This window comes from Ideonella alba (assembly GCF_018069875.1).
GTDB lineage: Bacteria > Pseudomonadota > Gammaproteobacteria > Burkholderiales > Burkholderiaceae_C > Ideonella > Ideonella alba.
The window spans coordinates 85715-99034 of the sequence record NZ_JAGQDF010000013.1; the positions used below are offsets into that span (position 1 = coordinate 85715).

14 protein-coding genes are annotated in these 13320 nt (G+C 66.6%); 8 read left to right on the forward strand and 6 right to left on the reverse strand.

Annotation, left to right across the window (positions count from 1 at the left end; all coding sequences use genetic code 11):
* Nucleotides 1–29: 29 nt before the first annotated feature.
* Genes KAK07_RS19970 through KAK07_RS19990 form a run of 5 tightly spaced genes read left to right on the forward strand, consistent with a single transcriptional unit; the run spans nucleotide 30 to nucleotide 2488 of the window.
* Nucleotides 30–545 carry a phage tail protein gene (locus KAK07_RS19970; RefSeq protein WP_210855371.1) on the forward strand — a complete coding sequence of 172 codons (516 nt, stop codon included), beginning with the start codon at nucleotides 30–32 and terminating at the stop codon, nucleotides 543–545.
* 11 nt (nucleotides 546–556) lie between these two features.
* Nucleotides 557–1060, forward strand: a complete 504-nt coding sequence (locus KAK07_RS19975; RefSeq protein WP_247661216.1) for a phage tail protein — start codon at nucleotides 557–559, stop codon at nucleotides 1058–1060.
* 10 nt (nucleotides 1061–1070) lie between these two features.
* Nucleotides 1071–1607 (forward strand): phage tail protein, encoded by a 537-nt coding sequence (locus tag KAK07_RS19980; protein WP_210862852.1) that lies wholly within the window; start codon nucleotides 1071–1073, stop codon nucleotides 1605–1607.
* Between the two features lie 10 nt (nucleotides 1608–1617).
* Complete coding sequence (locus KAK07_RS19985) at nucleotides 1618–2127, forward strand: GNAT family N-acetyltransferase (protein ID WP_210862854.1); 510 nt, start codon at nucleotides 1618–1620, stop codon at nucleotides 2125–2127.
* A complete protein-coding gene (locus tag KAK07_RS19990; protein ID WP_210862855.1) occupies nucleotides 2114–2488 on the forward strand; it encodes a DUF6916 family protein in 375 nt (124 codons plus the stop codon). The genes KAK07_RS19985 and KAK07_RS19990 overlap by 14 nt, the downstream gene beginning before the upstream one ends.
* Nucleotides 2489–2546: 58 nt before the next feature.
* On the opposite strand, the gene KAK07_RS19995 is transcribed toward KAK07_RS19990, so the two are convergent.
* Nucleotides 2547–3659, reverse strand: a complete 1113-nt coding sequence (locus tag KAK07_RS19995; RefSeq protein WP_210862857.1) for a tectonin domain-containing protein — start codon at nucleotides 3657–3659, stop codon at nucleotides 2547–2549.
* A 209-nt stretch (nucleotides 3660–3868) separates the two neighbouring features.
* Between KAK07_RS19995 and KAK07_RS20000 the strand changes: the two genes are divergently transcribed.
* The 3 genes from KAK07_RS20000 (at nucleotide 3869) to KAK07_RS20010 (ending at nucleotide 7929) form a co-directional block, all read left to right on the forward strand.
* Nucleotides 3869–4984, forward strand: a complete 1116-nt coding sequence (locus tag KAK07_RS20000; protein ID WP_210855360.1) for a TRAP transporter substrate-binding protein — start codon at nucleotides 3869–3871, stop codon at nucleotides 4982–4984.
* Between the two features lie 147 nt (nucleotides 4985–5131).
* A complete protein-coding gene (locus tag KAK07_RS20005; RefSeq protein WP_210855358.1) occupies nucleotides 5132–5767 on the forward strand; it encodes a TRAP transporter small permease subunit in 636 nt (211 codons plus the stop codon).
* On the forward strand, nucleotides 5764–7929 hold the full coding sequence (locus KAK07_RS20010) for a TRAP transporter large permease subunit (protein WP_210855355.1): 2166 nt from the start codon (nucleotides 5764–5766) through the stop codon (nucleotides 7927–7929). Before KAK07_RS20005 ends, KAK07_RS20010 begins: the two co-directional genes overlap by 4 nt.
* 229 nt (nucleotides 7930–8158) lie before the next feature.
* Here KAK07_RS20010 and KAK07_RS20015 read toward each other — a convergent pair whose 3' ends face one another.
* The 5 genes from KAK07_RS20015 to KAK07_RS20035 form a co-directional block, all read right to left on the reverse strand.
* Nucleotides 8159–9106 carry a HEPN domain-containing protein gene (locus KAK07_RS20015; protein WP_210855353.1) on the reverse strand — a complete coding sequence of 316 codons (948 nt, stop codon included), beginning with the start codon at nucleotides 9104–9106 and terminating at the stop codon, nucleotides 8159–8161.
* A gap of 7 nt (nucleotides 9107–9113) precedes the next feature.
* Complete coding sequence (locus tag KAK07_RS20020) at nucleotides 9114–10235, reverse strand: DUF262 domain-containing protein (protein ID WP_210855351.1); 1122 nt, start codon at nucleotides 10233–10235, stop codon at nucleotides 9114–9116.
* Nucleotides 10236–10540: 305 nt separating this feature from the next.
* The gene (locus KAK07_RS20025) at nucleotides 10541–10942 is read right to left on the reverse strand and encodes a VOC family protein (protein ID WP_247661215.1); all 402 of its coding nucleotides are present in this window, start codon (nucleotides 10940–10942) and stop codon (nucleotides 10541–10543) included.
* Complete coding sequence (locus tag KAK07_RS20030) at nucleotides 10942–11610, reverse strand: GntR family transcriptional regulator (RefSeq protein ID WP_210855347.1); 669 nt, start codon at nucleotides 11608–11610, stop codon at nucleotides 10942–10944. The genes KAK07_RS20025 and KAK07_RS20030 overlap by 1 nt, the downstream gene beginning before the upstream one ends.
* A 69-nt stretch (nucleotides 11611–11679) precedes the next feature.
* A complete protein-coding gene (locus tag KAK07_RS20035) occupies nucleotides 11680–13230 on the reverse strand; it encodes a class I adenylate-forming enzyme family protein (RefSeq protein ID WP_210855346.1) in 1551 nt (516 codons plus the stop codon).
* Nucleotides 13231–13320: the final 90 nt, after the last annotated feature.

Consider the following 13320-nt stretch of genomic DNA (forward strand, 5'->3'; position numbering starts at 1 on the left):
CTGGTGGCGACGTGGCTGGAAAGTCCTCGATGTCCACCCCCTACCTCGGCGAGATCCGCGTCGTCAGTTTCAACTTCGTGCCCAGAGGATGGGCGCTGTGCAACGGCCAGGTGCTGCCCATCGCGCAGAACCAGGGCCTGTTCGCGCTGCTGGGCACGACCTACGGCGGCGACGGGCGCACCACCTTCGCCCTGCCCGACCTGCGTGGCCGCCAGCCCATGCACGCCCCGGCAGGGTCGAGCGAGCTGGGCGCCCGCCTGGGGGAGGCATCGCATGCGCTGACGGCGGAGGAAATGCCCACGCACCGTCACCCCATGCGCGCCAGCAAGCCCTGGGCCGAGACCCGCTCGCCCAGCAATGCCATGCCCGCCACGCACAACGACTACGGCGGTGCGGCGATCTTCGCCCCCATCGGCAAGGTCGTGCCCCTGCACCCCGAGACGGTCGCCGCGAGCGGCCAGGGCCAGCCCCACTCGAACATGAATCCCTACCTGACGCTGAACTTCATGATCGCGCTTCAGGGCATTTTTCCGTCGGCCACCTGAGGAGGCGCACCATGCCACAACCCTATGTAGGCGAGATCCGCATGTTCGCCGGCACCTATGCGCCCTATGGCTGGCTGCTCTGTGACGGCAGCCTGCTGCCGATCAGCGAGTACGACACGCTGTACGCCCTGATCGGCACCACCTATGGTGGCGATGGTCAGGAAACCTTCGCCCTGCCGGACCTGCGCGGGCGCGCGCCCCTGCACCAGGGCTCGGGCTATGTGATCGGGCAGGCGGCCGGCGAGGAGCGGGTGACCCTGCGTCCGGAACATCTGCCGGCCCACACCCACCGGCTGCAGGCCAGCCGTCAGCCGGCCAACGTGACGCTGCCGCCGGCGGACGCCATGCTGGGCGCGAGCACCTCGACGATCTACGGCACCGCCACGCCGACGGTGGCGATGGCCGCGCAGATGTTGGGGCCGGCCGGCAAGTCGGGCTCGCACCAGAACATGCCGCCCTACCTGGCGCTGAATTTCATCATCTCGGTGTTCGGGATCTTCCCGTCACCCGCCTGAGGAGCTCCCGATGTCCGATCAATTCATCGCCGAAGTGCGCATGTTCGCGGGCAACTTCGCGCCAGCCGGCTGGGCGTTCTGCGAGGGCCAGGTGCTGCCGATCTCGCAGAACACCGCGCTCTTCTCCTTGCTGGGCACCACCTACGGTGGCGACGGCCAGACCACCTTCGCGCTGCCCAACCTGAGCAACCGCGTGCCGATCCAGGCCGGCCAGGGCCCCGGCCTGAGCCCGCGCGACCTGGGCCGCGTGGGCGGCGCCGAGCGTGCCGTCCTGAACCAGAACTACCTCCCGGCCCACGGGCACACCGCCATGGCGTCGGCGCAGGCCACGCAGACCTCGCCGTCGCCCAGCGCCAGCCTGGCCACGGTCAGCGAGAACCTCCCGGCCTACCGCGCCGACCCCGGGCCGGGCCTGCTGGTCGACATGGGCTTCCCCAGCGTGCTGCCGGCCGGCGCCGGCGCCAGCGTCACCCACAACAACCTGCCGCCGGTGCTGAAGCTCAGCTTCATCATCGCGCTGCAGGGCGTCTGGCCCCAGCGCCCCTGAGGTGCGCGCCGTGGACCGATGGCTCTGGCAGGCGGCGACGCCGCAGGACGCGCCCTTCATGGCCCAGCTGTATGCGGCCACGCAGGGCCAGGCCTGGGGTCTGTCGCCCGACGCGCCCGACCCGGTGCTGCAAGGCCTGCTGGCCCAGCAGCATCGCTGGCGCGACGGCGCCTATGCCGAGGCCACCGGTGGCCTGGGCTGTCGGCTGATCGTGGCGGCCGACAGCGGCACCCCGGTCGGTCGCGCCTGGGTGCATGAAGGCCAGACCCTGCACCTGCTGGACCTGGCCGTGCTGCCGGCGCACCAGCGCCAGGGCATCGGGCAGTGGGCCCTGTCGGCCCTGCAGGCCGAGGCCACCCGCGCCCAGCGTCCCCTCACCCTGATGGTGGACGCATCCAATCCCGCCCGGCGGCTGTACCAGCGCCTGGGCTTCGACGACATCGGTGACAACGGACCGGACCGCCAGATGCGCTGGACGCCGGCTCCGCTGACCCTGGAGTGCCATGATGAACAAGCGTGATTTCCTTTTCAGCGGCGTTGCCGCCGCCAGCCTGGCCCCGGCGACCCTGCCGGCCATGGCCCAGCCCCAGGCGCGGTCGTTCCCCGACCTGGCCAGCGGCTACAGCGCCGAGCGCTTCGAGGCCTTCGTCGGCGAGACCTTCCAGACCGCCGCCGGCCCCCTGACCCTGAAGGTCGTCGAGCGGCTGAAGATCGACGGCCCGGCCGAGCAGTTCAACCTGCACTTCACCGCACCGGCCGCCGAGCGGGCCGCCTCCGGCCTGCAGACCCTGCAGCACGCCGGCAGCGGCCAGGCGCTGGTCCTGCACCTGGAGCCGGGCCTGAACGGCACCGTCCAGGCCAACTTCAGCCTGCTGGCCTGAGCGCTGCACCGCCGGGCGCGCCAGCGCCCGCCGGTGCGGTGTCGGTCGGTGGGCGGTCTCAGCGCGCCAGGAAATACACCTGCGGCTCGCAGGCGGCGCACTTGTCCATGTCCTTGGTCTCGCCCCAGTTCAGCGGGCACTGGCGCACTTCGGTGGCATAGGCCACGTGGGTGCCCGGCGCCAGGCGCGCCGCCAGCGGAAAGTCGTTGCCCCCCACGGCCGCCTTGTCGGGGCGGGCGATCAGCAGGCGCTCGTCCAGCGGCTTCGGGCCCGGGTTGTTGAACTGCACCTCGAAACGGCAGGTCGTGCCCTGCTGGCCCATGAAACGGGACTGCACCGTCATCGGGCCCGAGCTGGCCTGGAAGGGCTTGGGACGGCTCCAGACCTCCGCCGTGGCGGCCAGCGGCAGGTGGTTGGCGGTGAACGAACGCGCCACCCAGGGCGGGCAGTCCTTGCACGGGGCCTCGGCCTGGGCCAGCTGGGCGCCGGCGGCGCCCCAGGTCCACAGCGTCTTGTCGGTGCCAATGCCCACCAGCGAACCGTCGGCCCGCGCCGCCACGCCGATGACCGCAGCGCTGTTGGGCAGCGCCACCCAGGGGCTGGCCAGCGTCGCCCGGGTCCACAGCGCCTGGTCACGGCCCACGCCCACCAGGCTGCCATCGGGCCGCGCAGCCACCGCGGTCACGCTGCCGCTGTCGGGCACGCGCGCCCAGGCGCTGTCGATCGTTGCGCGCTGCCACAGGAAGCCGTCGGTGCCCACGCCGACGATCACGCCCGAGGGCATCACCGCCACGCCCACCACCGAGCCGCTGTTGGGCACCTGCACCCAGGCGGCGTTCAGGTGGGCGCGGGTCCACAGCTGCTGGTCGGTGCCCACACCCACCAGGCTGCCATCGGGCCGAAGCGCCACGCTGACCACGAAGCCACTGCCCGGCACCTGCACCCAGGGTGCCTGCAGCGACGCGCGCGTCCACAGCAGGCGGTCGGTGCCCACACCCACCAGCCGGCCATCCGGCGCGGCCGCCACGGCGGTGACGAAGCCGCTGTCGGGCACGGGCGTCCAGGCCTGTGCGCCGGCGGCGCCGGCCGCAGCTGCCATCAGCAGCGCGGACAGGACACGCAGCGCAGCGCGCCAGGCGCCCCCAGGCCAACGGTCATCCGGTTGAGTCATGTCGGTGCTCCTGCTGCCAGAGGTTGATCGGCCGCCCCGGACCGGCCGACGGCGGCTCCGACATTTTGTCGCGCCAACCTACGGGTCGGCCCCCTGTTCCCTCCGGGGTATCTACGAGTTGAGTCTGATTTGCGGCGTACCAGAACATCAAGCGCTTGATGTCGCAAACCACGGCCCATCGCGGTGCCGTCCAACCCCCTGGAGACAGCATGGAATCGAACCCGACCCCGGCCAAGCGCCGCCGTTTCCTGAAGACTGCCGCCGCGGCCACCGCGGGTGCCGGGGCGCTGGCGGCGCCCGCCATCTCGCGCGCGCAGACGGTGACGCTGCGCTTCCAGAGCACCTGGCCGGCCAAAGACATCTTCCACGAGTACGCCAACGACTTCGCCAAGAAGGTCAACGACATCGCCGGCAACCGGCTGAAGATCGAGGTGCTGCCGGCCGGCGCGGTGGTGCCGGCCTTCCAGTTGCTGGAAGCCGTGGCCAAGGGCACGCTGGATGGCGGCCATGGCGTGCTGGCCTACCACTACGGCAAGAACTCGGCGCTGGCGCTGTGGGGCTCGGGCCCGGCCTTCGGCATGGACCCGAACATGGTGCTGGCCTGGCACTACTACGGCGGCGGCGAGGCGCTGCTGGAGGAGATCTACAAGGGCCTGAACATGGACGTGAAGTCTTTCGTCTACGGCCCCATGCCCACGCAGCCGCTGGGCTGGTTCAAGAAGCCCATTGCCAAGGTGGAAGACCTCAAGGGCCTGAAGTACCGCACCGTGGGCCTGGCGGTGGACGTGTTCACCGAGCTGGGCGCGGCGGTGAACCCGCTGCCCGGTGGTGAGATCGTGCCAGCGCTGGACCGCGGCCTGATCGACGCGGCCGAGTTCAACAACGCCAGCTCCGACCGCGTGCTGGGCTTTGCCGACGTGGCCAAGAACTGCATGCTGCAGAGCTTCCACCAGAGCGGCGAGCAGTTCGAGATCCTGTTCAACGGCCCCAAGTACAACGGCCTGCCGGCCGAGCTGAAGAAGGCCATCGACGTGGCCGTGGAAGCCGCCAGCGCCGACATGAGCTGGAAGGCCATCGAGCGCAACTCGAAGGACTACGCCGAGCTGAAGAAGGCCGGCGTGAACTTCTACAAGACGCCCGACGCCATCCTGCGCGCCCAGCTGGACGCCTGGGACAAGGTGATCGCCAAGAAGTCCGGCGAGAACCCGCTGTTCAAGAAGGTGCTCGACAGCCAGAAGGCCTACGCCCAGCGCGTGATCCCCTGGCAGAACGACTACATGGTCGACTTCAAGATGGCCTACAACCACTACTTCGGCCGCCGCTGACGCCCGCACCCGCGGGCCGGACGGGCCACCGCTTGCCGCTGCGCGCGGCCGGTGGCCCGTGTGCCGTTTCCCACAGGCCCGCACGGCATGCCTCACCGCCCCACACGGTGACCTCGCCCACCCACCCGGCCCCTGGCCGCGCCCCCCATGCAGAAGCTGCTGCTTGCCGTTGACCGGCTGTCCACCTGGATCGGCCAGTTCTTCGCCTGGTCCATCGTGCTGCTCACGCTGGGCATCTCGTGGGAGGTGTTCAGCCGCTATGTGCTGAACAACCCGCACGACTGGGCGCTCAACGGCCAGATCATGCTGTACGGCACGCTGTTCATGATGGCCGGCGCCTACACCCTGGCCAAGGCCGGCCATGTGCGCGGCGATGTGCTCTACGGCTTCTTCCAGCCGCGCACCCAGGCCGGCATCGACCTGCTGCTGTACCTGGTGTTCTTCCTGCCCGGCATCGTGGCGCTGACCTGGGCCGGATGGACCTACGCGAATGAATCGCTGGCCATCCGCGAGAAGACCTTCTCGGCCACGCCGCTGCCGCTGTACCCGTTCAAGTTCATCATCCCGCTGGCCGGTGGGATGCTGCTGCTGCAGGGCGTGGTGGAGATCGTGCGCTGCGTGGCCTGCCTGAAGACCGGCGAGTGGCCATCGCGTGAGCAGGACGTGGAAGAGGTGGACGTCGACAAGCTCAAGCAGATGGTGCACGTGAAGGACGAGGACATCGCCGCACTGGACCGCTTTGTCACCGGCGCCGCCCCCGCTGCGCAGGAGAAGGCCCGATGAAGCTGCGCAAGGAACTCTGGTTCGGCTTCACGCTGATGGGGCTGATCATGGCTGGTGCGGCCGCCATGATGCTGAGCGCCGACCAGCTCACCAACGGCCACTACGGCCTGCTGATGCTGGCGCTGGTGGTGGTGGCCATCATGCTGGGCTTTCCCACGGCGTTCACGCTGATGGGCATGGGCATGCTGTTCGCCTTCTTCGCCTACCACTCGGGCGGGCAGACGGTGGGTGGCGCGGTGACGCAGACGCTGGACCTGATGGTGCAGCGCGCCTTTGCGGTGATGGGCAACGACGTGCTCATCTCGATCCCGCTGTTCGTCTTCATGGGCTACCTGGTGGAGCGGGCCAACCTGATCGAGCGCCTGTTCCGCAGCCTGCACCTGGCGCTGGCGCGGGTGCCGGGCTCGCTGGCGGTGGCCACGCTGTTCACCTGCGCGGTGTTTGCCACCGCCACCGGCATCGTCGGCGCGGTGGTCACGCTGATGGGCCTGCTGGCGCTGCCGCAGATGCTGCGCGGCGGCTACGACGTGCGCATCTCGGCCGGCGCCATCACCGCCGGCGGCTGCCTGGGCATCCTGATCCCGCCGTCGGTGATGCTGATCGTCTACGGCGCCACCGCCGGGGTGTCGGTGGTGCAGCTGTATGCCGGCGCCTTCTTCCCCGGCCTGATGCTGGCCGGCCTGTACATCGTCTACGTGGTGGTGCTAGCCAAGCTCAAGCCCGCGCTGATGCCGCCGCTGAGCGCCGCCGAGCGCCTGGTGCCGCTGCCCCCGCTGAGCGAAGACCTGGCCCGCGCCTTCAGCCCGCTGGCGCTGCCCGCGCTGCTGCGCGCGCTGGCCGGCCCGCGCAACGCCAAGGTGCCCATGGGCCTGCTGCTGCGCGAGCTGCTGGTGGCCCTGCTGCCCGCGCTGGTGTTTGCGCTGGCCACCGGCCTGGCCTGGCACCTGAACACCAGCCCCAGCGACGACAGCAACGCGCCGGCCGCGGTGCAGCGCGGCGGCGTGGCCGAGCCGCCGGGGGCCAGCGCCGGTGTGCAAGAACCGCCGGGGGCCGCAGACGGCGTGAAGGAACCCCCGGGCGCCGCCACCGGCGTGCAGGAGCCGCCTGGCGCGTCCACCAGCCTGCGCGAGCCGCCCACCAGCGGCGGTCTGCAAGAGCCCCCTGGCAGCAGCAGCAACACCAGCAGCAGCGGTCTGCAGGAGCCCCCCGGCGCCGCCGGAGGTGGCCTGAAGGAGCCGCCCGGATCGGCCGGCGGTGGTCTGCAGGAACCCCCGGGCGCCGCACCCGGCGGCCTGGCCGAGCCTCCTGGCGCCACCAGCGGCGTGCGTGAACCCCCCGGCGCCAGCGGCGGCACGCTGGCCAGCCCGGCCGGTGCGGCCGCGGCTGATGCCCCGCGCACACGCACCCCCGCCACCCAGGGCTTCTGGATCGGCACCGGCGTGGGCGCGGTGGCGCTGGTGGCGCTGTACGCGCTGCTCAGCTTCCAGCGGCTGGAAGTGTTCAAGATGCTGCTCAGCAGCTTCTTCCCGCTGCTGGTGCTGATCCTGGCCGTGCTGGGCTCCATCGTCTTCGGCCTGGCCACACCCACCGAGGCCGCCGCGGTGGGCGCCTTCGGCGGCTTCCTGCTGGCCGTGGCCTACCGGCAGTTCACCTTTGGCGTGCTGAAGGAATCGGTGTTCCTGACCGCCAAGACCAGCGCGATGGTGTGCTGGCTCTTCGTCGGCTCGGCCATCTTCTCGGCGGCGTTCGCGCTGCTGGGCGGGCAGGAGCTGGTGGAGCAGTGGGTGATGTCGATGAACCTGACCAAGACCCAGTTCCTGGTGCTGAGTCAGGTGATCATCTTCCTGCTGGGCTGGCCGCTGGAGTGGACCGAGATCATCGTGATCTTCATGCCCATCTTCATCCCGCTGCTCGACAACTTCGGCGTCGACCCGCTGTTCTTCGGCCTGCTGGTGGCGCTGAACCTGCAGACCGCCTTCCTCAGCCCCCCGGTGGCCATGGCCGCCTTCTACCTGAAGGGCGTCAGCCCGCCCCACGTCACCCTGAACCAGATCTTCGCCGGCATGCTGCCCTTCATGGGCATCCAGGTGGTGGCGATCGTGCTGCTGTACCTGTTCCCGGGGATTGGGTTGTGGTTGCCGGAGGTGTTGTATGGGAGGTGAGGGGGAGAGGGGAGGGGTGGCCTCGCAACTGAAGTGGTCCTGCGGAGCCCGCTGACTAGGTCAGTAAGTTGACGCCATTCAGAAACGAAACTTTTCTTCCGCAGAGTTCAGTATCGATGGCAACCGTGCAGCACCGAAGCGGAGAAGGCGGTCTGAGCCCTCGTCGAATTATGATCCTGCTCCATAATTGAGACTGACACCCAACAAGTAGACTTTCTGAGCGCCCAATTCACCAAGTTACCCAATTCGACGGGATGGCCATAGCATCAAGAATAACTAACTGACGCCTTCTAGCTTTGGCATACTGCTCGCCATAAGCTATTGCAAGTTGCTCACTCGGAAATATTCTCAGTGTCGTTCGTGCTGTGACCGCGGGTGGCTGAACCCGCTCCTTTTTTACAAGGAATTTAGGAGCCCGACTTCGTGGATCAACAAAAACCATCTCGATATCGCTGTGAAGCAGCTGAGGCCGCCCACCCTGTCCGGCCCCTTCCTTTGCATTTACCAAGGCTCCCGAGTGAGAAAGTAGTAAATCGAATGCAAGACAAATCGCCAGCGATGATCTAACCGAGTCCTGAAGGTCTGCGTAAAGGACCTGGCCAGTCAACGCATGAGCAGAAGAGTGTCGTCTCTTTTTAATGGAAGAAAATTCAGCCTCCGCGTCGAGTATGGCGATACCGAACCTAGCCGTTAGCGATGTCAGTTGGCTCCACGGATCATTTACCCCAAAGGACCTGAGAATTTCCTTAACATCGTTCTCGGCAATGTTAGAAGCAGAGTAACCAAACGAATGATCTGAGAGGTTCTGCACATTGGTTAACGCGCTGGATATAGGAACCAAATTCGCTACGAGCCACGATATCTTGTCTGCAACCGGCTGAAGCTTCAGCCTAAAACGGACACCATCAAGGGCACCAATGGTAGTTGCCTTTTGAAGCGCCGGAGACAGGTCAGAGAATACAAGTGACGGATTATCAAACGAGCGCAAGACCTCGCCTGTGCGCTCCCTAATGAATGTCTCGACAGTCGAGAAGATTAGCACTGCCAACCCCTGCCGCAACATCCGCGCTCGAGCATTGTGAGCAAGACCATTAGGCACTGTGTCTACAAGCGCAGGGTCATTAAGGCAGTCCTTCAGAACTGCCAATGTCTCCAGCAGAGAGGCTCTTGCACCCATGGTGATGTCAAAGCGCCTTGAGAAGCTCGGTTACCGCCTTTATTCGAGTACGCACGAAGGATGGAGTATTTGTCCCTTGTCGAACAGATTTCTCGAATACTGGATCAGTAAAAAGAGCTGCTGTGCGCTTCACGGCAGTCGCCGATTTTCTGATCGATTTTTCTAGTTGTGAATCGTTCAGCTCCCCAATTGCCAACATCTCCGCATCGTACATGCCCGCAAGAAACTGCGAGCGCCACCCAGTCCCTGTGTGGCGCTTAAAGGCGTGTTCGCCCCATATACTTTGACAACCGTTAAGGGATCTCAGGAAATCTCGTCGTAGGGACTTAATCTGTGCAGGTTTGCTGTGCTGGTTTTTTATCATGTAGCCATCCAACTCCCCTCGCAGGCTACCGGAGAAGCTTTGCCACGAACTCCTGAGCGCAAAATAGCGCAAAACATACTCAGCGTCCTCCATATTCTTGTACGCGGGTGAGTTGCTAGAAATTATCTTGAGTTGCTCACGCAAGAACTGCGAGTCCGACAAATCGAAGACGAGATCACTTAGCGCTCCTCGATAAGCAACCTTCCGAAGTTCCTGTGGAAGCATTGGCTCCCCACCTCGGTTAAGGCGGGTGAAGACCTCGAACTTCAAGGTAGGATCTGATTGCTTAAGCAGAGTGACGACACGCACATATGGACGAATATTGAGTGAATTCTGAAGTGCCTCGGGCAGAGTGGCGAAAGTTCGGCCTTCAAGTTCGACGAACTTCTCGAGATCGCGTAATTCAAGGTTCTCTGCCATGAATGCCCGAATGGCTGTAAGTCGTTGCTTACCGTCGACTACAGAGTATTTACCGTATTCATCTTCGGCAAGATAAATAGGCGGCACCGGAACATTAAGCAGGAAGGATTCGATAAGTCCGGACTGTTTGTCAGGTGACCATCTTTCCCGACGTTGGAAATCAGGGTCTAGGTTGATTGCCGCCTCGCCTCCTTCGCGCGGAGACATCATTCCCGACAGGGAACCTAACGAGAGGTCCGCTGTTTGGTAGACCAGGCTATCTTGTGCAAGCAGGAACCGCCTGAGGATCTTTTCATTTTGGACGTTGGAGCCTTGCTGTGCCGGAGATACTACTTTGCTTGGCATTTTTTCCCCAGTAATTCGCTATGTTGAGCATCACCCGAATGGAGCATATGCGAGACATGCGGGACAGTCTAGCCACTCAGCCCCAACCTAGCCTGCCTATTGCACGGCTCTTGTTGGTATCCTAACTCCGAAATCATCGCCGACTCACTGCTACCGGGATGTCCGCTGTTGCCACTGACTTGTACGGATTGCCCGCCGGACGATAGCGTTAGTGAGCAGCATGCAGGATTGGATTCCGCTTAGCGGGACAGCTACGTTTCCGTACGCGATCCCTGTTGCAAGCTGCTGTGGCATAGCAAGGGCCCCTAACTGCCACCGAAATTACCTGTCGCGGTAATCGCCTGGCATGACTCTTCCGTCACCCGGTTCAGCCCCACCGTACACCCCCACGGACACACCATCATCGCCACCCCCGCCCCGAAGTCCGTGCGCATCGGTCCTCGGTGCAGCCGCGCCCCTCGGCGCTGCAGTTCCTGCACCGCCACATCCAGATCGTCCACTTCCCAGTAAACGGTGGTGCCGCCAATGCCACCTGGGCACTTGGCGTCCGCCGGGTGAAAGCCCAGCACCACGCCGCCCGGGCCGCGGACGAAGGCGAATTGGGGGTTCTCGTGGCCGACCGTGCTGCCCAGCAAATCGGCCCACCAGGCGGCGGCGGCGTCGATGTCGGCCACGAAGAAGATGACCGACTCGACGGCGCGCAGCATCAAGGTGTGGCGGTCTTGGCGCGCACCCGGTTGACCATGAACTGGGCGGCCTGCAGCAGGTGGCTGCGCACCAGGGCTTCGGCGCGGTCGCCGTTGCCGGTGGCGATGGCGTCCAGGATTTCGGCGTGCTGGTCCCAGATGTCGCGCGGCTTTTCGTCGCGGATCAGCACCTCGCCCATCACGCGCTGGGTGTAGGTGAGGTGGGTTTCCAGGGCCGGGGCGATCAGCGGGTTGCCGGACAGGCCGTAGATGAACTCGTGGAACTTCATGTCGGCGGCGATGAGCTTGGCCACCGAGCCGGCGGCCACGGCCTTGCGGCCGGCCTCGATCAGCGCGGGGCCGGCCTTGGCGGCGCGCTCGGCGCCCAGCTCGGCGGCGCGGCGGGCGGCCAGGCCTTCGATGGCGGCGCGGATGTCGTACATGTGCTGCACGTGGTTGGGGTCCAGCGGCGCCACCAGCAGGCCGCGGCCAGGGGCGTCCTGCAGCACGCCCTGGTTGCGCAGCAGCACCAGCGCCTGCTGCACCGGCTGGCGCGACACGCCCAGCGCCTGCGCCAGCTGCTCCTGGATGATGCGGTCGCCGGGAGCGAAATGGCCGGCGGCGATTTCCTCGAGGATGGCGTCGCGCACCTGCTCGACAAGGTTGGGCTGGGTGGTCAGGGGCTTCATGTTGAATGCCGAATCCGGAATGCCACGCCAGTGTAGCGGTCTGCCCCCATCACGGGTGCGTGTCGCGGCTCAGGCGGCCTGCGGCGTGCGCAGCAGGCGGTGCAGGATCTTGCCGGTGGCCGTGCGGGGCATTTGCTCTTCGCTGACGAAGCGCACGGTCTGCGGCCGCTTGTAGCCGGCCATGCGCGGGCGGCACCAGTCCAGCAGTTCGGCCTCGGTGAGGGCGGCGCCCTGGTGCAGCACCACCACGGCGTGCACGGCCTCGCCCCACTTGTCGTGCGGCACGCCCACCACGGCGATGTCCTTGATGGCGGGGTGCGCGCCCAGCACGCTTTCCACCTCTGAAGGGTAGACGTTCTCGCCGCCGCTGATGATCATGTTGCTCTTGCGGTCGACCAGGTGGATGTAGCCGTCGGCGTCGCGGCGGGCCATGTCGCCGACCGAACACCAGGGGCCGCGGAACGCTTCCGCCGTCTTCTCGGGGTTCTTCCAGTAGCCGTCGAAGACATAGGCGGTGCGCGAGAAGAGCTCGCCCACCTCGCCGTCGGGCACCTCGTGGCCGTCGGCGTCGAGCAGGCGGATGGCGCCCGAGCCGGCCCACTCGCGGCCCACCGAGCCCAGGCGGTCGATCTGCTCCTCGGGGCGCAGCAGCGTCACCCAGCCGGCCTCGGTGCTGCCGTACAGCTCATACAACTGGCCGTTGCGGAAGTGGTCCAGGATGGCCAGCTTGGTGTCCTTGCGCGCCGGGGCGGACGAGATCATCAGCTTCTCCACCCGGCTCACGTCGTGGCGCGCCTTCACCTCGGGTGGCAGGCCCAGCATCATGATGTAGTGGGTGGGCACCAGCGAGGTGAAGGTGATGCGCTCGCGCGCCAGCGTGGCCAGCAGGGCCTCGGGGTCGAAGCTGCGGCGGTCGTCGATCACGCAGGTGGCGCCCAGGTGGGCGAAGGTGTGGCTGAAGTACAGCGAGTTGGCGTGGCACATGGGCATCACCAGCAGCGCGGTGTCGTCGCGGGTGAAGCGCATCTCCAGCGCGGTGGCCAGCGCGATCAGCGTGCTGCCCTCGTGGCTGCGGATCGCGCCCTTGGGCTTGCCGGTGGTGCCCGAGGTGTACATCAGCGCGCTGGGGTCGCCCGGGGTCACGGGCCCGGTGGGGGCAGCGGGGCGGGCGGCGTCGATCAGGCCCTCGTAGCTGCGCCAGCCGGCGGGCAGGGTGGGGCCGAAGGCGACGTAGCCGTCGGCCGGCACCGGCAGCTCGGCGCGCACGGCGTCCACCCGGTCGGTCAGCTCGTCCTGGGCGATCAGCGCGCGGGCCTCGGCGTGCTGCACGATGTAGGCGATCTCGGGCGCGGTGAGGCGGAAGTTGATGGGCACCGCCACCAGGCCGGCAGCGGCCAGGCCGGCGTACAGCTCCATCCACTCGGCGCTGTTGTAGGCCAGCAGGGCCACGCGATCGCCCTTGGCCAGGCCCAGGCCCCGCAGGCCGTTGGCCAGGCGGCAGGCGCGTTCGTGCCACTGGGCGTAGCTCAGGCTGCGGCGCGAATCGCGCACGGCCAGCTTGTGGGGGGTGAGGCGGGCATGGGCGGCCACGGCGTCGGCCAGGGTCAGCAGGTGGTTCATGGGCTTCTCCGTCGAGATGGCGCCGATTTTAGAATGCTGAATTCAGAATGCATTCGGGGAATCCCTGTCTTTTGTACTCTGAATTCAGAG